Genomic DNA, 20,174 nt, shown 5'->3' on the forward strand with positions numbered 1-20,174 from the left:
TTTTCATGGATAGATATGGCTAAAGACTTATTCAGTACTCTTGATTTAAACCTGTTACGAACATTCCTCATTGTTTATCAAGAAAAAAACACCAGAAAGGCTGCGGAGCGACTCTTTGTTTCACAGCCAGCAGTCAGCCAAGCCCTACAGAAGCTAAGATATCACTTCAATGATGACCTCTTCGTAAAGGTTCATGGTGGCCTGCAACCTACCTCATTCAGTGAGCAACTCATCAATGAAATAACACCACACTTTGATGGCCTAATGACCGCTGTGAATGCATCCAATCGATTTAATCCAAGTGAAATTGACTACCCCTTAAAGATAGCGTTATCACCTGTAGTACTAGCTTGTTTATCCGGTACCTTATATAAAGAGCTTATGAGACAAGCACCAAATTCAAAACTCGAGCTTGTAAGTTGGTCTACCTCATCTTGTGAAGATATACAGAAAGGAGAGGTTCTATTAGGCGTTGCTTACGAGCTTCCTTTTACATCAAAAGAGATTTATGTAAAAAAACTGGTGGAAATTACCGGCCGATTATTTGTAAGAAAGGATCATCCGATAAAGCAAGCTTCAGTCAGTCCCGAAGAGTTAGCAGGTTATGAAATAGCATCAATGATATCTCCTGGCTGGAACGACAATTTTAGCCATGCAGCCAACATATTAGAGTCACGTTCAATTCCACACAGTATTGGCTTTCGTTCCGAGATTTTGATGGCTATCATCGATGTCGTGGCGAACTCAGATATGTACATGCCACATTCCAACCTATTCCCCATAGATAACTACCCAACGCTGCGAGCTATAGATGTAGATCTTGACACTAAACACAAAAATATCAGCGTTTACAGCCACATACACACTAAAAACCGCAATAACCCTCTCATATCCTGGCTTTTCGATGTAATCAAAGATGCGCTACTACAACAAATTAATAAGTAATGCTTATTACAGATATACGAGAACCTATTTAGCTTAAAAATATAACACTGTTTAATATTCACTCCATCGACAGGGAGTCAATCAAATATAAGGATGCAATAATTAAACATTAAGAGCGTTATTTATATGAAATTACTAACTACAGCACTAACCGTTATCGCAATCACTTCTGCTTCATCAGCTTATGCTCAGAAAGACTATTCTGGACATCGTATTGGTTTCGGTATTGTTTCTAGTGAAGTCGATCATCTAGATTCAAATTTCTCTCGAAGCGATTTAGGTAATGGGTTAAAGCTCGAATATGGTTATGACATTAACCGAATCTTTGGTGTGAATATCTCATCAGATACGAGTAAAGAAGATGAAAATTTTGAAGGCTATGGATATGAGACTAAAGTTTCAACCTTCAAAATAGACACAGACATCGGCTATGCATTCTTCCTCAATGGCTTTGATGTAAAGCCATACGGTGCTATTGGTTTTGCTCGTGTAGAGGAAAAGATCACGTTAAATACGCCTGACGGTAGTGCAAGTATCAAAGACAACAATACTTCTCTATTGCTAGGCACCGGAGTTAGAGCAAATTTTGATTTCGGTCTTTATACCGACCTACGCTTCAACTTCATCATGATGGATGACTATGACATCGATCAGTTATCTTTCACTGTCGGATACAAGTTCTAAGAATAGCTTTCCATCAATTAAACACTTTGTTCACAATCAGTTTGGGTTGTGAGCAAAGTAATCATGCGTACCAATAAGTAGGCATTATCACCGATATAACCAATACGAATTAGCCTACTCTTTCTAAAATATTACAATATGAGTGTTATTCAATTGCTTCACTGGTTTTACACATGGAGCGACATAATGCTAAGGAGAGCAAACAATTACTTCGGTGGTACCATGAAATTTAAAACACTTCTTTTAGCTTCTGCTTTATTCTCAACCTCTGCATTTTCAAATGGTCTTCATTTATCCCCAGAACTAAAGATTGGTTCTTATCATGGTTTTGGAATGCAAGCAGGTATTACTGACGTTGCAAATCTAGGCGCCATTTACCTGAGCTATTCTCACCTATGGTATGACAGCGATCGATATGATGAAACGGTTGATGCTTATCGCGTTGGTATCCAGAACATGTTTGGAAGAAACCAAAACCACGGCTTTCAGGCGGAGATTGGTGTAGCGAGTTATGACGGTACAAAAACGCGCTCAGGCGAAGTTGAAGAGAAGACTGCACATGGTTTAAGCTTAGGCGGTGCCTACGTGTACCAAGCGACACCAATGCTTGGGCTACGTGCTGGTGTTGATATGAATATTTTTGATCACAATAAGACCTTCGTGCCTTACGACACAACAATCAACCTTAACCTTGGTTCAATTATTCGATTCTAAAGTTAATACCTACTTCAGTGCGTCATCTAAGCTTTGCTCACCAAGGTGGCGTACATCTTTACCCTTCACAAAATAAATAATGTATTCACAGATATTTTGACAACGATCTCCCACTCGCTCAATCGCACGGGCTGACCACATCACTTGTAGAATATTGGGGATGTTCTTAGGATCCTCCATCATGTACGTCATCAACTGACGAATCACAGCTTCATATTCCGCATCCAGCTTATCGTCAAGTTTATGTACTTCTGCCGCCGCATCGACATCCATACGAGCAAAAGCATCTAATACTTGATGCAACATAGTAATTGCCTGACGACACAATGGCTCTAACGAGACGTGAAACTTTTGCTCTTTCGTAGAAGGGATCTCTATCGCGCCTTGAGCGATCTTAGAAGCAACATCACCAATTCTTTCGAGATCAGTAATTGTTTTGATGATCGCCATAATCAAACGTAGATCTTTCGCTGTAGGCTGACGTTTGGCGATAATACGAGTACATGCTTCATCGATCGAAACTTCCATCGCATTCACTTTATGGTCGTCACGAATTACTTTTTTGGCCAGTTCCGCGTCATCTTTATGAAGCGCTTGCATCGCAAACGAAAGTTGCTGCTCCACCAACCCGCCCATGGTAAGTACATGAGTACGGATAGACTCTAGTTCTACGTTGAATTGCCCTGAAATATGACGACCGAAATGCATATCAGCTCCTTGAAAAGAAATGAAACAAGCCATTGATATAAGAGTGGCTTAGCTCTGAGTGGCTCCGATTAAACGTTAGCCATACCTACCTGTTATGTAGTCTTCTGTTTGATTTTTCAATGGAGACGTAAAGATTGAATCCGTATCTGAGTACTCGATCAATTTTCCCATATGGATAAAGGCAGTGTGATCACTAACACGAGCAGCCTGCTGCATGTTATGAGTAACAATCACTACGGTATACTGGGTTTTCAGATCGTTAATCAACTCTTCAATGGTCAACGTAGAGATAGGATCCAATGCTGATGTCGGTTCATCTAACAACAGAACTTCTGGTTCAATCGCCACTGCACGGGCAATGACCAAACGCTGCTGTTGACCGCCAGATAAACCAAAGGCATTCTCATGCAATCGGTCTTTCACTTCGTCCCATAGCGCAGCTGCGCGCAAAGAACGTTCAACAGCATCATCGAGATCTCGACTGTTACTCATGCCTTGTAGTCTCAAACCGTAAACCACATTCTCATAAATAGACTTAGGGAAAGGGTTTGGGCGTTGAAAAACCATTCCAACACGACGTCTCAATGTAGCCACATCAACCTTAGGGTGATAGACATTCTTACCATGAAGTTTTACTTTCCCTGAAACCTTACACCCCTCAACCAAATCGTTCATACGATTAATACAGCGTAATAGGGTCGACTTACCACACCCAGATGGGCCGATAAATGCGGTCACTTGTCCTTTAGGAATCTGCATTGAGATATCATCGAGCGCTTGGCTTTCTTTATAATAAAGATTCAACCCTTCAATTGAGATAGCGGTTTGCTCGTCAGTTAGGTTATGAACATCTAGTGGAGCTTGGTAACCCAAGGTTTCATTAATTGAGAACATTTAATCTTGTCCTAAGGTTCGATATTTTTCACGCAAGTTATTACGGATATTGATGGCTGTTAAATTCAAACCAACGATCACCGTAACCAGTAAAAATGAAGTCGCATACACTAAAGGTCGTGCCGCTTCGATATTCGAAGTCTGAAAACCAACATCGTAGATATGAAAGCCTAAATGCATGAACTTTCTATCTAAGTGTATGTAAGGGAACTGACTATCAACAGGCAAACTTGATGCGAGTTTAACAACCCCTACTAACATCAATGGGGCAACTTCTCCCGCAGCTCTAGCAATCGCTAATATTAACCCCGTAATAATCGCAGGGCTTGCCATCGGTAACACAATACGCCATAGCGTCTCAAATTGAGTTGCACCAAGCGCTAAAGAGCCATGTCTTACAGAGCTAGGAATTCGCGTCAAACCTTCTTCTGTTGTCACAATAACAACCGGAAGCGTCAATACCGCTAAAGTCAGTGCAGACCAAAGCAGTCCAGGAGTCCCAAATGTTGGAGCAGGTAAACGCTCTGCATAAAATAAGCTATCGATTGATCCGCCAATGGTATAAACAAAAAAGCCTAAACCAAAAACACCATATACGATCGATGGAACACCCGCCAAATTGATCACGGCAATACGAATTAAACGAGTCAATGCGTTACTTTTTGCGTACTCATGTAGGTAAATAGCCGCAACAACGCCTAAAGGCATCACTACGATCGACATCAGTATTACAAGCAACACAGTACCAAAAATAGCGGGAAAAACCCCGCCTTCAGAATTGGAGTCTCGCGGATTTTCAGATAAGAATTTCCAAACTTGCTTACCCCAATGCCCGACCTTTTCAGGATAAGACATTTTATTGGGATACCAGTAATCCAGTATATGACTGAGCGGTATTTCTACCTTTTCGCCTGTCATATCTTCCACCAGCAAACTTTCCACATTCAATTGCGTTCTGAGATGCTCCAGCTTTAATTCGGCTTCATCTAATTGACGGTTTAATTCAAGTTTGGTTTCTGTATATGTTTTAAGATAGTCATCACTCACTGACTCATTTAGCTCTAGCTTACGCTTTTCTAAACGTAAATTTTCTAATTGCCAACTAACGTTACGTATCTCTTGATTTACAACACGTGACGTTTCTTCACGCAATGTATCGGCAAACGCCAAACCGTCTTCAAGCTTTTGGTCAATGTTCGAGTAAAAGGTTCCAGAAGCCGTTTTAAAGCCAACGGGTTTACCAAAGAAATACCCACCACGACTGCGTTCAATCACAGCCCATTCAGAGGGGGTGGTTGGCTCTAGTAAATTCACATCCAGTATTGATACAAAATCAGCAGGGTAAAGTTCTCTGTTTGCGACTTTGATATTTAAGCGCTGTATTAACCCAGTAGAAATGTTTTGTGGCGATAAAAGATCATGAGCTTGTGGTACCTGTTCTATCGGAATGTATTTTCGTTCATACAACTGACCAATTAGCACATCTTGCTTTGACACCGTTTCATCAAGGTCGACAACCAAAGATAGATCTTTAGACTCAACTTGCCATTGGTACAGCGGGGCCGGCCAAAAATAAGTTAACCCTTTCCAGCCAATCAATAACATTAAACCAAGAACAGAAAGCATACTAATACTCACTGCACCGCCGGTTAACCAGATCCATGGAGAGCCAGATTTAATCCAAGATATTAATGATTTTAGCTTATCCATCACCACCAACCTCGAACGTTGTCCACATAAACAAAACTGTCATCGTTTTCATGAATAGCACAACGCTCAGTGTCCTTAGTGAAACAACGAGATTCAAGCACGCAATGAGACAAAACATCAAAACTACAGAGCACGATATTTATCTCTCAATCTTTGTCTTACCCACTCAGCAACTGAGTTCACCGCGAACGTAAAAATAAACAGCAGGAGTGCAGCTAAGAACAACAAGCGGAAATGAGACCCGCCCACTTCAGATTCTGGCAATTCGACAGCGATCGTTGCCGATAACGTCCTCATCCCTTCCAAAATATTCCAATCGAGGATCGGTGTATTACCTGTTGCCATCAAAACGATCATCGTTTCACCGACAGCACGCCCTAGCCCCATCATAATTGCTGAAAAAATACCGGGGCTGGCCGTGAGTAATACGACGTAAATCAGGGTCTGCCACGCTGTTGCGCCTAAAGCTAATGATCCATCTGACAGGTGCTTAGGTACTGAGAAAATAGCATCTTCTGCAATGGTGAAAATCGTAGGAATGACCGCAAAGCCCATAGCAAAACCAACGACCAACGCGTTACGTTGATCAAAATCGACGCCATAACTAGCCAGGAAAGTTCGAATATCACCATCAAACAACAAAGCTTCAATGCTGCTGCCACCAGCAAATACCGCAACCACAGTGACAATCAAAACGGGTATCAAAATCAGCGCATGCCAGCCATTAGAGAAGCGACTCGTCACCACCTTAGGTAAACAGAACCAAGCTAGCCCAGTCAATAGCGTACTTAATGGCAGCAACACCATTAATGAAAATACAGCCGTTAAATGGGTTTCAACGATTGGGGCAAACCATAAGCCAGCTAAAAAGCCAATGATAACTGTCGGTAAAGCTTCCATCAGTTCAATCGAAGGCTTCACTACTCTTCTCATCCGTGGAGACATAAAGTAAGCGGTATAAATAGCTCCGAGTACAGCAACCGGTACTGCAAACATCATGGCAAACAGAGCCGCCTTGATGGTACCGAAAGTGATAGGGACTAAACTGAACTTCTCTTCAAAATCATCATTGGCAGACGTTGATTGCCAAACATATTGAGGCTCTGGATAGCTTTCATACCAAACTTTTTGCCACAGCGATGAAAACGAAATTTGTGGGTATTCATTGTCGACCTTAGCCACGCTTATTTTGTTGTCAATTAGCGTTGCCAGATGTAATTCATTAGCAGACATGGCTGCTAATGTAGGTGATTTATCAAATGCTCGTTCAAATAGAGAGAGCTTCTCGCTGGTCGTATAATGGCTTTGTAATGTGCCATTCTTATAGAAGCTGTAGAAACCCTTTCGGTAAGTATCCGGCAAAATAAATTGCACTTCTTCAGCCAGTTGGAAATCGCGGATGTGAGTCAGACTACGCTGTTCATCTTTCAGCACATCAAACCATTGGGAAACTTGTCCGTCCTGATGCGTTACTAACAGGGAGTAAGCACCCGATAATAAATCGATGCTTTTAACGGCGTGCTTCGCGTCATTCAAACTAAGATCAATGACTTCGCGAACATCAAAACCAACGTCCGATCGCTTTAATATCACGAGATCAGATTGAGATCTTAGGTATAGAGTTTGCCCATCAGGGGTAATGAGCAGCTGTTGCTGTAAACCTAGCTTGTCCGATAGCCATTGGCTTTTTTTAAAAGTATATGCACCTGCAAGATCACTCTGGTACCACTTAACAAGGACTCGCTGATCTGTTAACTGAGTAATAACGGTGATATCACGTCCACTTTTAGAAAACGCGAATTGTTCGATCACAGCACCATTTGCAGGTTCATCGTGTAAAAAAGGCTCAGGGAGCGTGATCTGTTCTATTTTTGGCTCTGTCTCTGTGCCCTTTTGCAGCACAGGCGCACTATACTCTGGGTAGAAAAAAGTCATGTTGCTTGCGCCATCCGCAAAGGCAAACCAATTTTCAGAAGGGGTATTTCGAGAAAAAGCGATTGGATTGGTTACAACACTACGCTCAAAGTAAGAGTGTTTTTTTTGAGAGTCTAAATCCCAAAATTGTACCAAACCAGATTTTTCGATGGTAAATGCATGTTGGCCATATTCATCAACAGATAAAGCGATAGGCTCTTCTACACCAACGGTTTTAACGACTTGAGCCGTCTCTAAACCGGTATCAGAAAATACGGGTAAAATAACCATCGCCAAGTAAACAAAGATCAAAACCAAAGCAGCTAAAACACTGACGCCGCCACATGTCACGGAAAAACGGACGAGACGATCTTTCAACCATCTTTTTTTGTCGCGTTCTTTCAATGAAAATTGGGCTGAAGCCATCTGTTTATCTACCTTTTTTTAGCTACTGACATAATATGTACCTTAGATGACAGTTATATTACAAGTAACGTTAAACAACTGATACTAATAACAAGTTTGTTCACCTTATTTCTTAAAATAAGATCGTGCATTTTGTGAATCTTATTGTTCTAAATTAAAATACCGCCTCAATAACCTGCATTCTAGGACTAATCATAACGATGGAAAAAGACTATGTCACAAAAGAACTTAGCTGGTTATCTTTCAATGAAAGAGTACTGCAAGAAGCGGCAGATAAATCGGTTCCATTGATCGAAAGGGTCCGTTTTTTGGGCATTTACTCCAAAAATCTCGATGAGTTCTACAAAGTCCGATTTGCTGATGTAAAACGTAAGATCTTGTTAAAAGATCCACCGTCAACAAATGTTCCCAAAACCTTGCTGACCCAAATGCAGAACAAAACCAGAGATCTAGAGGTTCACTTCCATGAACTTTATAATGATTTATTATTGGAATTAGCACGTAACCGTATTTTTTTGGTCAACGAACAGCAAATCAGCACAGAACAAAGTGAATGGGTTAGAAAATATTTTAGAAAGAAAATACTCCCGCACTTAACCCCTTTATTGCTAAACGAAGATAGCTTGTTGCTCAACACCCTAAAAGATGATCAGAGCTATTTAGCCATCGACATCAACCGTAATAGATCTTCTCAATATGCCTTACTAGAGATCCCATCTGAACAACTCCCTCGTTTTGTCAAACTTCCAGAGACTTCAGATTCACAACGTACAACTTTGATCTTATTAGATAATATAGTTCGATTCTGTTTAGACGACCTGCTAAAAGGGTTCTTTGATTATGATTCGTTGAGCTGCTTTGCCATTAAAATGACTCGCGATGCCGATTACGATCTGCAAAAAGACTACGATTTTCAGAAAAGCAACGGCCTACTAGAGGCAATGTCATTAGGCTTAGAACAGCGTCTCACAGCACTGCCAATTCGCCTCATTTATGAATCTGAAATGCCATCAAAGATGCTGAGTTATTTGCGACTAAAGCTCAAGCTATCAGATTATGACAGCGTCATTGCAGGTGGGCGATATCATAACTTCAAACACTTTTCTGAGTTCCCAAGCCTCAATCGACACGACTTAATTAATCGCCCCCTCTCAGCAATTAAATGCGCTCAATTCAACCATTACCCTAACTATTTTGAAGCTATCAAAGCACGCGATATCTTATTACATTATCCCTATCACACCTTTGACCACATCACGGAACTGGTTAGACAAGCCTCATTTGACCCGAAGGTAAAAGCTATAAAGATCAATGTCTATCGTGTAGCTAAAGGCTCAAAGCTGCTTAACTCCATTATTGATGCTGCACATAATGGTAAGAAAGTGACGGTCGTGGTTGAGCTGCAAGCCCGCTTTGATGAACAAGCCAATATTCAATGGGCGAAGACTCTTCAAGACGCTGGTGTCAAAGTACTCCATGGCCTACCAAGTTTAAAAATTCACTCCAAGCTACTGCTCATTAAAAGAAAAAACGGCAAAGCGCTGGAACATTATGCTCATATTGGAACGGGCAATTTTCACGAAGTGACGGCTCGCGTCTATACTGACTTCTCTTTACTGACTGCAAATGAGGAGTTAACGCAAGAGGTTCGGCAAGTATTCAGATACATTGAAAACCCTTATCAAAAAGTACAATTTAAGCAGCTTATTGTTTCACCCAAAAATACCAGAAAGCGTCTTTATCAGTTGATCGACAATGAAATTCAGAATGCGGCAAATGACAAACCAGCATCGATCACTCTGAAATTAAACAACTTAGTCGACCGTGAGATCATCGAAAAACTGTATCAAGCCAGTCAGGCAAACGTAAAAGTGAGAATGATCATTCGTGGTATGTGTTCTTTGGTTCCAGGGCTCCCCAACGTCAGTGACAATATAGAGATCATTAGCGTGATAGACCGTTTTCTTGAACACCCAAGAGTAATGATCTTTGGTAATAATGATAATCCCAAAGTCTATATATCTTCTGCTGATTGGATGACGAGAAATTTTGACCGTAGAATCGAAGTGGCGACGCCAATTTTAGATCCAAAGATCAAGCAAACTATTATCGACATCACTGAGTTTCATTTTGACGACTGCAACAAAGCCCGAAGACTTGACCGAACAATGAGCAACCATTACTTACCACCACAATCTAACCGCTTAGATGATTCAACGTCACAGCTTGCGACTTACCACTATATTAAACATATTGAGAAACTGGCTCGTAAGAAATACAAGCAAGAGAACAAATCATGCAGTTAATCGAAAGTAAACGCCCCAGATGTATCGCAGCTATCGATTTAGGTTCGAACAGCTTCCATATGGTGGTCGCTCAAGTTTTTGAACAACACCTACAATTGGTTAGTCGACATAAGCAAAAAGTCAAATTAGCCGACGGATTCAATGAGCATCAATGTATAACCGAAAGTTCTATCGAAAGAGGCTTGGCATGCCTGACACTCTTTGCCGAAAGGCTCACTGACTTTAAAATTGATGATGTCAGAGTGGTTGGCACACACACGCTAAGAAAAGCGAAGAACTCAAAAGAATTTTTGGAACGAGCGAAGACCATATTCCCCTTTCCTATAGAAATAATTTCAGGCCCAGAAGAAGCTCGGATTATCTATAATGGTGTCGAGCATACACAAGTAACCTCCAACACTAAGCTCGTGATTGATATCGGAGGAGGAAGTACCGAAATAGTTGCGGGGCAAGGCTTTACACCCAAGATTACGCATAGCTTATCAATGGGGTGTGTCAGTTTCACTCAGCGTTTTTTTGCTGATGGTAAGCTCTCATCGCAACAGTTCTCCGAAGCCTATTCTGCAGCTATTCAACTATTAACTCCTTTGGTTGATGACTTCCACTTTTTAACTTGGGATATCGCCTTTGGTTCATCGGGTACTACTAAATCAATCAAAGAGGTACTCACTGAATTAGGGTTTAACGACGGCCTCATTACGCCGCAACGTTTGTCCTATTTAAAAAACCACTTATGTGAATTTCCATCATCTGAGAAATTAGACCTATCAGGTCTAAATGATGAGAGAAAGTCAGTGTTTGCAGCTGGTGTCACCATTCTTTCAGCAGCCATGGATACGCTAGACATCAAGGAGTTACATTTTTCTGATGGTGCCCTGAGAGAAGGTGTTCTTTATGACATGGAGGATAGATTTAAAGATATTGATGTTCGAACAAGAACTGCCGAAACGCTAGTCTCTCGATACCATGTTGACGTAGCCCATGGCCAGAAAGTCAAAGTACTCGCTCTTGCATTATTGAAACAAGTGCAGCCTCAAGTGACTACTACAGTCACTAATGAGCTATATGATCTGGTTGGTTGGACAGCATTGCTTCATGAGGTTGGACAAAGCATTGCATTTCAAGGCTATCACCGCCATTCAGCTTATCTACTCAAACATACGACAATGCCCGGTTTCAATACCGAGCAGCAACGCCTGATCTCAACATTGGTTCGTTACCAAAGAAAAGCACTCAAGCCACAAGATTTACCGGAACTTTCCCTGTTTGATCCACAACAAATAACGCTGCTAATCCGCATATTAAGACTCGCAATTTTACTCAATCGACAGCGAAGTCAAGCACTAGTCCCTGACGTCACCCTAACGATTGAACTACATGGAGATTGGGAATTAAAAGGCACCTGCAGCAACTGGTTAGCTGAAAATCAACTGCTTAATTATGAACTCAGAGAAGAACAAAAACGCTGGGGGTGTGCAGGATGGTCATTGATACTAAAATGATAGAGCTTCAACACAAAAACAGCCTGCGACTTCGCAAGCTGTTCATACGTTTTTTCTACGTCCAGTCGCCTTAATCAGAGCCCGACTTTTGCCAACTCTTTCTCTGCAAACTCAGACGGTATCGCTAAGTAACCATCTTTTTCTACAAGCTCTTGCCCCTGCTTTGAGAATATAAAAGTAAGAAACTCTCTCTCAACAGGAGAAAGCGGCTTATCGGGATGCTTGTTCACGTATACATATAAAAAGCGAGACAATGGATAGTCACCGCTTAAAATATTGACACGAGTAGGCTCAACAAATTGCGAACCTTGCTCTGCAATCGGAATTAATTTAACGCCAGCGACTCGATAACCAATGCCTGAATAACCTATCCCACTGACGGATGATGCGACAGATTGAACCACTGAAGCAGAACCTGGTTGTTCATTGACTCGATTCTTAAAGTCACCACCGCACAATGCGTTTTGCTTGAAATAGCCGTAGGTTCCCGAAACGGAATTACGCCCAAACAGTTGGAATCGATGTTTTGCCCAAGGTTGGTCTACGCCTAGATCTTGCCAATTGTTCAGAGGTTTCGTCGCACCACAGCGTAATGTCTCAGAAAAAATGGCGTCTATCTGGTGAAAATTTAGCCCTTCAATTGGATTATCACGGTGTACAAACAAACCAATAGCATCGATAGCAACTCGAAGCGCTGTTGGCTTATAGCCATGCTCTCTTTCGAATGCTTCTACTTCTCTTAGACGCATTGGTCGACTCATAGGACCAAGGTGAGCCGTGCCTTCCGTTAGAGCAGGAGGTGCCGTTGCAGAACCTGAAGCTTGGACCTGAGCGTTAACATTCGGATAGTAAGATTTAAATTCTTCAACCCATAACGTTGTCATACCAGCCAAAGTATCCGAGCCTACCGATAATAAGCTCCCAGAAATACCTGGTACCTTAGAATAATTAGGAAGCGACTCAACGCTCTGTTCAGCATAGCTAGGATTAACCACAGCAAACGCTAATAATGTACTAATGGGTAAACGCATCCTGCGTATCAAATTGTTCATGACACGGTTAGTCTATTTGGAAGCGTGAAATGGAATCGGCTACCAACACCAACTTCACTTTGAATTTCTAAATGCGAGTCATGATGACTAAGTGCATGCTTTACAATCGCTAACCCAAGCCCACTACCACCCGTATCGCGTGAGCGGGCTTTATCAACACGATAAAAACGCTCTGTGAGTCGATGCAGGTGCTGTGGCTCGATTCCGTCTCCGGTGTCTGATACGTCCAAACATGCGCCTTGGCTAGTTTGATACCAACGAACCTTAACCGTAGCGCCTGGCGGTGTGTATTTGACTGCGTTGTACACAAGATTCGATATAGCACTTCTTAGCTGATCTTCATCAGCTAGAACTCGTAAACTCTTATCAATATCAAATTCTAGCTTGTGCTCCCGATCGCCACTTAGACTTGCGGCTTCTTTTTCAAGCACTTCCAACATAGCCGGTACATTGACGACTTCATCCAACTCATGCATCGGAGCAGCTTCAATTTTTGACAGTGTTAAGAGCTGGTTCACTAGACTGTTCATGCGATTCAGTTGTTCAGTCATCACGCCATGGGCTTTAGGCCACATAGGTCCAACGATCATGTCTGGATCTTCCGTCATTTCAAGATAGCCCTGAAGTACAGTCATTGGAGTACGCAGTTCGTGGGAAACGTTAGCAAAGAAGTTACGACGCATGCCTTCCAGCTGTTTTAGCTGAGTAACATCACGTACTACCATCAAGTGCTCACCTTCAGTGTAAGGCACGATACGCAGCTCAAGCATACGTTCCACATTGAGTGGCGATGGCATTTCTAACGGCTCTGAGAAATCTTGTTTATTAAGGTACTTGATGAAGTCCGGCGTGCGGATTAAGTTGGAAATAGGTTGCCCTGAATCGTCTGGCCAGCGAAAGCCCAGTAAATACTGAGCGAGCTTATTACACCAAACGATATTGCCTTCACCGCGAAATACCACAACGGCATCGGGCAGAGATTCCGCACCGTTTCTGAAACGGCGAATTAGGTTAGTCAACTCTTTGCGTTTGCGACGCTGCCTCTGCTGCATACGATATATACCATTGAACAGAGACTCCCAATTTCCAGAACCTGATGGTGGCGTTAGACGCTTCTCATCCCACAACCATGCGGACAAACGCATTTGATTGTGTAGATGCCAGCCGAGCTGCAATACCGTAGCAGCCAGCAGTAACCATGGTAAGTAACCGAATATCCATCCGACTAAAATCCAAGGTGCGTAAAAAAAAGCCAGCTCCCAAGCCAGCTTTTTCCAGGTTAACTTTTCAACCATTCAGGACTCCGTAAACTGGGTAGCGAAGCCACACTAAGCCTTTGTAGAAAAACGGTAGCCCGCGCCGCGAACCGTTTGGATTAGCTTGTCGTGACCTGCGGATTCAAGTGCTTTACGCAGGCGTCGAATATGTACATCAACAGTACGATCTTCAACGTAAACGTTGGTGCCCCAAACATTATTCAATAGTTGCTCTCGGCTATACACACGCTCTTGGTGAGTCATAAAGAAGTGCAGCATTTTGAACTCTGTAGGTCCCATATCAACCGGACCTTCGCTTGCGGTAACGCGGTGAGATACAGGGTCTAACTTAAGACCTTGAACATCAATCACATCTTCCAGTGCAGTTGGCGTTACACGACGAATAACGGCTTTAAGACGCGCCACTAACTCTTTTGGCGAAAATGGCTTAGTGATGTAATCATCAGCGCCGACTTCTAATCCACGAACCTTGTCTTCTTCTTCACCACGAGCCGTCAGCATCACTACTGGGATGTTGCGAGTTAACTCTTCACGCTTCATGTGCTTGATAAAGTTTATCCCACTACCGCCAGGTAGCATCCAATCTAGTAATACTAGATCTGGGAAAGGTTCACATAGCTTGTTTACCGCTGTATCGTAATCTTCAGCCTCTACTGCTTGGTAGCCTTTTTGTTCAAGGACAAAACACAACATCTCACGAATAGGTGCTTCATCTTCAACGACCAGAATCCTTCTCGACATAATTGAATAGCCTTTGTATTTAATCAACGCATTGCATTATCTGAGTTAATTATGACACTTTTGTGACCTTTGAAAACAAATTTTCATATAACTGTCTCAAACAATTCACTTTATAACTTTTGATACAGAGCTAGGGACAAATCAACTTAGATCTCATATCATGAGGCACTTCTAAAAAGGTATGAGAAAAATTTATGTGGTTTAAAAATTGCCTAGTCTATCGCTTCAACCGTGATATTGATTTCAATGCAGATCAGCTAGAGAAACAACTTGAAGAGTTCCGTTTTACCCCTTGTGGTAGCCAAGACAAACAGAAGTTTGGCTGGGTAAATGCGATGGGTAGACACGGCGATATGATGACGCACGTATCAGAAAACCGCATTCTAATCTGTGCAAAGAAAGAAGAAAAAATGCTTCCTGCTTCTGTGATCAAAGATTCATTAAATGCAAAAGTAGAAACACTTGAAGCGGAGTCTGGTACTCCTCTGAAAAAGAAAGAGAAAGATAGCCTAAAAGAAGACATCATCATCGACCTTCTTCCTCGAGCTTTCAGCCGCAGTAACTTCACTTACGCGCTGATCATGCCGAAAGAAGGCTTTATTGTGGTTGATGCTAGCAGCTACAAAAAAGCTGAAGACGTATTGGCATTACTACGTAAAACTATGGGTAGCCTACCAGTAGTGCCAGCTATTCCAGAGCAAGCGATTGAAACGACTCTGACAGAGTGGGTGAAATCAGGTGATACGCCTAAAGGAATCACCATGCTTGATGAAGCTGAACTAAAATCAATCCAAGAAGACGGCGGTATTGTCAGAGTTAAGAAACAAGAACTAGAAACGGATGAGATTAAAAACCACATTGAAGCCAACAAAGTTGTGACTAAGCTTCTTATCAACTGGCAAGATCGCATTGAGTTCATCCTTGCTGAAGATGGCAGCATCAAGCGCCTGAAATTCAGTGATGAACTAAAAGATGAGAACGACGATATTCCTCGTGAAGATCAAGCTGCACGTTTTGATGCAGACTTCTCTCTACTTTGTGGTGAGTTCAGTGTTTTCCTTCCAAACCTATTTGAATCATTAGGCGGGTTAACTCAACCTAACGCTTAATTGTTTCGATTTAGAGCTCAGGTGTCGACGATATCTGAGCTTGTTTTCTTCTCCACCCCGCTTATCAACACCTAACAACACTCTTCGCAATACCATTGTTATCTTTAGGGCTATCAACCAAACTCATTTTAGCGTAAAATTTGCGCCCCTTTGATATCACTTGGTGGTATCAACCTGACTTGAGATCAGATTAGAGAACGAAGCAATGACTACACAAAAACCATTTGTACCTGAACTATTATCACCGGCAGGAAGCCTTAAAAACATGCGTTACGCATTCGCCTACGGCGCAGATGCAGTTTACGCTGGCCAGCCACGTTACAGCCTTCGTGTTCGTAACAACGAGTTCAATCACGAAAACCTACAAATCGGTATCGATGAAGCTCATGCTCAAGGCAAAAAGTTATATGTTGTATGTAACATTCAGCCACACAACTCTAAATTAAAAACATTCATTCGCGACCTTAAGCCAGTTGTTGAGATGGGCCCAGACGCTCTTATCATGTCAGATCCAGGTCTTATCATGATGGTACGTGAATCATTCCCTGAAATGCCGATCCACCTTTCAGTTCAAGCAAATGCCGTAAACTGGGCGACCGTTAAGTTCTGGTCAACTCAAGGCGTTGAGCGTGTGATCCTATCTCGTGAGCTTTCACTTGAAGAGATCGAAGAGATTCGCGAACACTGTCCAGAAACAGAACTAGAGATCTTTGTTCACGGTGCACTATGCATGGCTTACTCTGGTCGTTGCCTACTTTCTGGCTACATGAACAAACGCGATCCAAACCAAGGTACTTGTACTAACGCTTGTCGTTGGGAATACAAGACAGAAGCAGCAAAAGAAGACGAAAACGGTCAGATCGTTGAAGCTAACCCTACAGGCGTTGCTATTCAAGAAGTCGAAACTCAAGGTATTGAAGTTCAAGACGAGCGCCCTGACAACACACTAGGCCTTGGTAAGCCAACTGATGAAGTCGTTTTACTTTCTGAATCACACAAACCTGAAGAGAAAATGGCGGCGTTTGAAGATGAGCATGGTACTTACATCATGAACTCGAAAGACCTTCGCGCAATCCAACACGTTGAGCGCCTAACTAAGATGGGAGTTCACTCTCTAAAAATCGAAGGCCGTACTAAGTCTTTCTACTACTGTGCACGTACAGCCCAGGTTTACCGTAAAGCTATCGACGATGCTGTAGCAGGCAAACCATTCGACGAAAGCTTAATGGGTACACTAGAGAGCCTAGCTCACCGTGGTTACACTGAAGGCTTCCTTCGTCGTCACACTCACGATTCATACCAAAACTACGAATACGGTTACTCTATCTCTGATACTCAACAGTTTGTTGGTGAATTCACAGGTAAACGCCGTGGCGACCTAGCTGAAGTAGAAGTGAAAAACAAATTCCTAGTTGGTGACAGCCTAGAAATGATGACACCGAAAGGTAACATTGTTTTCAAACTAGAAGTTATGGAAAACCGTAAATCTGAAGCAGTAGACGATGCAAAAGGTAACGGTCACTTTGTATTTATCCCTGTACCAGCAGATTTGGATTTAGAGTACGGCTTACTGATGCGTAACTTAAGCGCAGGTCAAGATACACGTAACGCATCAGGTAAATAACCTTTACTTGAGAAACTTTGCTGAGAATAATATATGGCTCTGTTAATTACCGACAAGTGCATAAACTGTGATATGTGTGATCCTGAATGCCCAAATGGTGCAATCACTATGGGCGACAGTATCTTTGAGATCGATCCTGATTTATGTACTGAGTGTAAAGGTCACTATGAGAAGCCAACATGTCAGTCAGTGTGCCCCATTACAAAATGCATCATCACTGACCCAAACCATATTGAAACTGATGACGAGCTGCTAGAAAAGTTTGTCATTATTCAAGGCTTGACCTAATAAAGAAAAGGTTCAACTTATTATAAGCTGAACCTTTTTTTTAACCTGATTTTCCGATTGGATAAATATTGCAAAAGAGCTCCTTTTCAAATTGATATTCAAGTCTCTCTCGCCAATTTATCGATTGCGCGATAGGAATAAGATAGAAATTTTCCCTACTGGTATCTGTCACAAATGCCATTCCATACTGCATCAACTCATAATGGACATCATTAACAAAACTCGGGTCTAAGCGTTGTCTACCAGTCAGGTGATTAATGTCATCTCTTGAAATAGAAATACCTGAATTTTCTGTACTGAATCTATGTCTTAACCATTCTGAAAATTCCTTTGCACAAATCATAGTCATAGTCTTATCCTTGAATTATCTATCGACGGGCATCAGACTCTGATTTCGCATACTGCACATAAGCCGCATCTTTCACCCCAAAAACACTCCATTCCTGACCAAACGTTATCAAATTCGTAACTACTCGTACTATTCTCATTATTGTTCTTATTAATATCAAACGATGTTCTTAATCTTGTGTTTATAAACTCTAGACAAAAGTGTGACATTTCTCCAGTTTTAGAAATGAGAAAACCAATGGCATTACCACTCTAGTTGAGCCTAGTAACTAAAATTACTTCTTGGATATCAAAGCTAAACACTGACTAGGCATCACTTTTATTTTTTTCTTTTTAGTAGTCTTAGCGACTTTTTTCGGGGGGGAGACTGGAATATTTTTCGGAGCCCAACTTGCAAGTTCATCTCCACAGCCATCACCTTTTGGAGGGTTTGCTTGCGCGATACAGTTCGAACTACCTTCGGGGCACTTTAAGCGTACATGAAAATGTGAATGGTGCCCCCACCAAGGCCTAATTTTCCCCAACCAAGCTCTGTCTTTCATATCTGAGGACTCTTGGTTACACAGGATTTGTTTAATAACTGGATGGACAAATATACGCACTACTTTTTCATCTCTAGCTGCATAGCGAATCACCTGAAAATGCTCATCAGTCCAATTCGACTCACGCAACTTGTAGTTGGTGAGATCCACGACACTCATTGGCTTGGGGACAGCAAGTTCATTCTCAGATAGCCTTTTATTCGTCAACCTTAACCAGATATCAATATCTAATCCAGTTTGGTGACTTGAATGACCCGAAGAAAAGCGCCCTCCTCTAGGAAGTGAAATATCACCGACCAATAAATTAGTATTGAGTTTCTCGCTGGTCGTTCCACCTAACCTTTCAATAAACCTTATAGCTTCTATATGGCCATAATAGCGCCCTCTTTGAGGACGAATGATCTGATATCCCAAACCATTAATAGGTAAAGCCTTCGCACCATCTAGACAGCCATTAGCATAACTTCCAATTGATGAGGGTGAGTTATTAGTAGGGTGACTCTCTTTCTCCCACGAAGTTGCTGATAAAGAAAAGGAACAAAAGAATACAAACAGTGCGAAAAAAAACCTCATAATAACCCTAAATTATTGACGCTTACTCATTATATTAGTCGTCATTTAGGATTAGGTGCATATCGTATTTAAATTTTTGGTGCTAGCCAGTGAATGAGACGGGTTAAAGCTATAAAGTAGGAAAAGAGAAAACAGAAAAATCTCGGTATAGATGAATTTTGAAGCGTAATGAGCTATTTAGACCAGGTTACTTTCTATAATTTATCAAGCTCCAGAAAGCAAAAAGGCCCTAGCATTTCTGCCGGGACGCGCAGTCTAGAGCCTTAAATATGGCAGAGGTGGACTGAGCCGGCACCCCGGAGATTCGAACTCCCAACACGCGCTGTTTTAGCAAGTCGGGGAATCCGCTGCTCTGCTAATGGTGTATTATATTAGATTCAGAAAGCAAAAAGGCTCTAGCATTTCTGCCGGGACGCGCAGTCTAGAGCCTTAAATATGGCAGGGGTGGACTGAGCCGGCACCCCGGAGATTCGAACTCCCAACACGCGCTGTTTTGGTAAGTCGGGGAATCCGCTGCTTTACTAATTGCGTATATTAGATTCAGAAAGCAAAAAGGCTCTAGCATTTCTGCTAGAGCCTTAAATATGGCAGGGGTGGAGAGATTCGAACTCCCAACACGCGGATTTGGAATCCGCTGCTCTGCCAATTGGAGCTACACCCCTATTTTCAGTTTTAAAGAGCTGAAACTCTGAATAAGTGGCGGAGTGGACGGGACTCGAACCCGCGACCCCCGGCGTGACAGGCCGGTATTCTAACCAACTGAACTACCACTCCGCAGTGGTCAACTCACTAAGTGAGCGTCCATATCTCCAGGTTG

17 protein-coding genes and 2 tRNA genes are annotated in these 20,174 nt (G+C 42.2%); 8 read left to right on the forward strand and 11 right to left on the reverse strand.

Going from position 1 to position 20,174, the window contains the following annotated elements:
• Window positions 1–15: 15 nt before the first annotated feature.
• The 3 genes from L8S15_RS10400 to L8S15_RS10410 all read left to right on the forward strand — a co-directional run bounded on the left by L8S15_RS10400 (window position 16) and on the right by L8S15_RS10410 (window position 2,343).
• Window positions 16–945 carry a LysR family transcriptional regulator gene (locus L8S15_RS10400; RefSeq protein ID WP_016767126.1) on the forward strand — a complete coding sequence of 310 codons (930 nt, stop codon included), beginning with the start codon at window positions 16–18 and terminating at the stop codon, window positions 943–945.
• A 126-nt stretch (window positions 946–1,071) separates the two neighbouring features.
• On the forward strand, window positions 1,072–1,629 hold the full coding sequence (locus L8S15_RS10405) for a porin family protein (RefSeq protein WP_010440457.1): 558 nt from the start codon (window positions 1,072–1,074) through the stop codon (window positions 1,627–1,629).
• A gap of 222 nt (window positions 1,630–1,851) precedes the next feature.
• Entirely contained in the window at window positions 1,852–2,343 is a 492-nt protein-coding gene (locus tag L8S15_RS10410; RefSeq protein WP_102420282.1) for a hypothetical protein, read from the forward strand.
• A gap of 9 nt (window positions 2,344–2,352) precedes the next feature.
• On the opposite strand, the gene phoU is transcribed toward L8S15_RS10410, so the two are convergent.
• From phoU to L8S15_RS10430, 4 genes are all read right to left on the reverse strand, one after another.
• Window positions 2,353–3,051 carry a phosphate signaling complex protein PhoU gene (gene phoU / locus L8S15_RS10415; RefSeq protein WP_016789121.1) on the reverse strand — a complete coding sequence of 233 codons (699 nt, stop codon included), beginning with the start codon at window positions 3,049–3,051 and terminating at the stop codon, window positions 2,353–2,355.
• Window positions 3,052–3,126: 75 nt separating this feature from the next.
• Window positions 3,127–3,945, reverse strand: coding sequence for a phosphate ABC transporter ATP-binding protein PstB (gene pstB / locus L8S15_RS10420; RefSeq protein WP_010440452.1), 819 nt, complete (start codon window positions 3,943–3,945; stop codon window positions 3,127–3,129).
• The gene (gene pstA / locus L8S15_RS10425) at window positions 3,946–5,655 is read right to left on the reverse strand and encodes a phosphate ABC transporter permease PstA (protein ID WP_010440449.1); all 1,710 of its coding nucleotides are present in this window, start codon (window positions 5,653–5,655) and stop codon (window positions 3,946–3,948) included. It abuts the gene before it with no gap.
• 123 nt (window positions 5,656–5,778) lie between these two features.
• Window positions 5,779–7,995 carry an ABC transporter permease subunit gene (locus L8S15_RS10430; RefSeq protein ID WP_016800981.1) on the reverse strand — a complete coding sequence of 739 codons (2,217 nt, stop codon included), beginning with the start codon at window positions 7,993–7,995 and terminating at the stop codon, window positions 5,779–5,781.
• A 200-nt stretch (window positions 7,996–8,195) separates the two neighbouring features.
• Between L8S15_RS10430 and ppk1 the strand changes: the two genes are divergently transcribed.
• Window positions 8,196–10,301 (forward strand): polyphosphate kinase 1, encoded by a 2,106-nt coding sequence (ppk1, locus tag L8S15_RS10435; protein ID WP_010440444.1) that lies wholly within the window; start codon window positions 8,196–8,198, stop codon window positions 10,299–10,301.
• Window positions 10,292–11,803 carry an exopolyphosphatase gene (locus L8S15_RS10440; RefSeq protein ID WP_016788428.1) on the forward strand — a complete coding sequence of 504 codons (1,512 nt, stop codon included), beginning with the start codon at window positions 10,292–10,294 and terminating at the stop codon, window positions 11,801–11,803. The genes ppk1 and L8S15_RS10440 overlap by 10 nt, the downstream gene beginning before the upstream one ends.
• A 74-nt stretch (window positions 11,804–11,877) precedes the next feature.
• On the opposite strand, the gene L8S15_RS10445 is transcribed toward L8S15_RS10440, so the two are convergent.
• Genes L8S15_RS10445 through phoB form a run of 3 tightly spaced genes read right to left on the reverse strand, consistent with a single transcriptional unit; the run spans window position 11,878 to window position 14,873 of the window.
• On the reverse strand, window positions 11,878–12,834 hold the full coding sequence (locus L8S15_RS10445) for a phosphate ABC transporter substrate-binding protein (RefSeq protein ID WP_010440438.1): 957 nt from the start codon (window positions 12,832–12,834) through the stop codon (window positions 11,878–11,880).
• 17 nt (window positions 12,835–12,851) lie between these two features.
• Entirely contained in the window at window positions 12,852–14,150 is a 1,299-nt protein-coding gene (phoR, locus tag L8S15_RS10450; RefSeq protein ID WP_010440437.1) for a phosphate regulon sensor histidine kinase PhoR, read from the reverse strand.
• 33 nt (window positions 14,151–14,183) lie between these two features.
• The gene (phoB, locus tag L8S15_RS10455) at window positions 14,184–14,873 is read right to left on the reverse strand and encodes a phosphate regulon transcriptional regulator PhoB (RefSeq protein WP_004735064.1); all 690 of its coding nucleotides are present in this window, start codon (window positions 14,871–14,873) and stop codon (window positions 14,184–14,186) included.
• A 194-nt stretch (window positions 14,874–15,067) separates the two neighbouring features.
• Between phoB and rdgC the strand changes: the two genes are divergently transcribed.
• The 3 genes from rdgC (at window position 15,068) to L8S15_RS10470 (ending at window position 17,894) form a co-directional block, all read left to right on the forward strand.
• Complete coding sequence (gene rdgC, locus L8S15_RS10460; protein WP_010440435.1) at window positions 15,068–15,982, forward strand: recombination-associated protein RdgC; 915 nt, start codon at window positions 15,068–15,070, stop codon at window positions 15,980–15,982.
• Between the two features lie 205 nt (window positions 15,983–16,187).
• Window positions 16,188–17,606: a tRNA 5-hydroxyuridine modification protein YegQ gene (gene yegQ / locus L8S15_RS10465; protein WP_010440433.1), complete on the forward strand. Its 1,419-nt coding sequence runs from the start codon at window positions 16,188–16,190 to the stop codon at window positions 17,604–17,606.
• 33 nt (window positions 17,607–17,639) lie between these two features.
• Window positions 17,640–17,894 carry a YfhL family 4Fe-4S dicluster ferredoxin gene (locus L8S15_RS10470; RefSeq protein WP_004735061.1) on the forward strand — a complete coding sequence of 85 codons (255 nt, stop codon included), beginning with the start codon at window positions 17,640–17,642 and terminating at the stop codon, window positions 17,892–17,894.
• A gap of 40 nt (window positions 17,895–17,934) precedes the next feature.
• On the opposite strand, the gene L8S15_RS10475 is transcribed toward L8S15_RS10470, so the two are convergent.
• The 4 genes from L8S15_RS10475 to L8S15_RS10490 form a co-directional block, all read right to left on the reverse strand.
• The gene (locus tag L8S15_RS10475) at window positions 17,935–18,243 is read right to left on the reverse strand and encodes a hypothetical protein (protein ID WP_010440431.1); all 309 of its coding nucleotides are present in this window, start codon (window positions 18,241–18,243) and stop codon (window positions 17,935–17,937) included.
• Window positions 18,244–18,517: 274 nt separating this feature from the next.
• Window positions 18,518–19,357 carry a penicillin-insensitive murein endopeptidase gene (mepA, locus tag L8S15_RS10480; RefSeq protein WP_046209362.1) on the reverse strand — a complete coding sequence of 280 codons (840 nt, stop codon included), beginning with the start codon at window positions 19,355–19,357 and terminating at the stop codon, window positions 18,518–18,520.
• 585 nt (window positions 19,358–19,942) lie between these two features.
• Window positions 19,943–20,019, reverse strand: a tRNA-Trp gene (locus L8S15_RS10485).
• A 35-nt stretch (window positions 20,020–20,054) separates the two neighbouring features.
• Window positions 20,055–20,131, reverse strand: a tRNA-Asp gene (locus tag L8S15_RS10490).
• Between the last annotated feature and the right edge of the window lie 43 nt (window positions 20,132–20,174).

The sequence above is a fragment of the Vibrio sp. S/42/10 genome, from assembly GCF_029890535.1.
Classification (GTDB): Bacteria; Pseudomonadota; Gammaproteobacteria; order Enterobacterales; family Vibrionaceae; genus Vibrio; species Vibrio cyclitrophicus.

Bases quoted from the DNA above. Each gene is read 5' to 3' on its own strand.
- L8S15_RS10400 (WP_016767126.1), top strand. From the start codon at position 16: ATGGCTAAAGACTTATTCAGTACTCTTGATTTAAACCTGTTACGAACA.
- L8S15_RS10405 (WP_010440457.1), top strand. From the start codon at position 1,072: ATGAAATTACTAACTACAGCACTAACCGTTATCGCAATCACTTCTGCT.
- L8S15_RS10410 (WP_102420282.1), top strand. From the start codon at position 1,852: ATGAAATTTAAAACACTTCTTTTAGCTTCTGCTTTATTCTCAACCTCT.
- phoU (WP_016789121.1), bottom strand. From the start codon at position 3,051: ATGCATTTCGGTCGTCATATTTCAGGGCAATTCAACGTAGAACTAGAG.
- pstB (WP_010440452.1), bottom strand. From the start codon at position 3,945: ATGTTCTCAATTAATGAAACCTTGGGTTACCAAGCTCCACTAGATGTT.
- pstA (WP_010440449.1), bottom strand. From the start codon at position 5,655: ATGGATAAGCTAAAATCATTAATATCTTGGATTAAATCTGGCTCTCCA.
- L8S15_RS10430 (WP_016800981.1), bottom strand. From the start codon at position 7,995: ATGGCTTCAGCCCAATTTTCATTGAAAGAACGCGACAAAAAAAGATGG.
- ppk1 (WP_010440444.1), top strand. From the start codon at position 8,196: ATGGAAAAAGACTATGTCACAAAAGAACTTAGCTGGTTATCTTTCAAT.
- L8S15_RS10440 (WP_016788428.1), top strand. From the start codon at position 10,292: ATGCAGTTAATCGAAAGTAAACGCCCCAGATGTATCGCAGCTATCGAT.
- L8S15_RS10445 (WP_010440438.1), bottom strand. From the start codon at position 12,834: ATGCGTTTACCCATTAGTACATTATTAGCGTTTGCTGTGGTTAATCCT.
- phoR (WP_010440437.1), bottom strand. From the start codon at position 14,150: ATGGTTGAAAAGTTAACCTGGAAAAAGCTGGCTTGGGAGCTGGCTTTT.
- phoB (WP_004735064.1), bottom strand. From the start codon at position 14,873: ATGTCGAGAAGGATTCTGGTCGTTGAAGATGAAGCACCTATTCGTGAG.
- rdgC (WP_010440435.1), top strand. From the start codon at position 15,068: ATGTGGTTTAAAAATTGCCTAGTCTATCGCTTCAACCGTGATATTGAT.
- yegQ (WP_010440433.1), top strand. From the start codon at position 16,188: ATGACTACACAAAAACCATTTGTACCTGAACTATTATCACCGGCAGGA.
- L8S15_RS10470 (WP_004735061.1), top strand. From the start codon at position 17,640: ATGGCTCTGTTAATTACCGACAAGTGCATAAACTGTGATATGTGTGAT.
- L8S15_RS10475 (WP_010440431.1), bottom strand. From the start codon at position 18,243: ATGACTATGATTTGTGCAAAGGAATTTTCAGAATGGTTAAGACATAGA.
- mepA (WP_046209362.1), bottom strand. From the start codon at position 19,357: ATGAGGTTTTTTTTCGCACTGTTTGTATTCTTTTGTTCCTTTTCTTTA.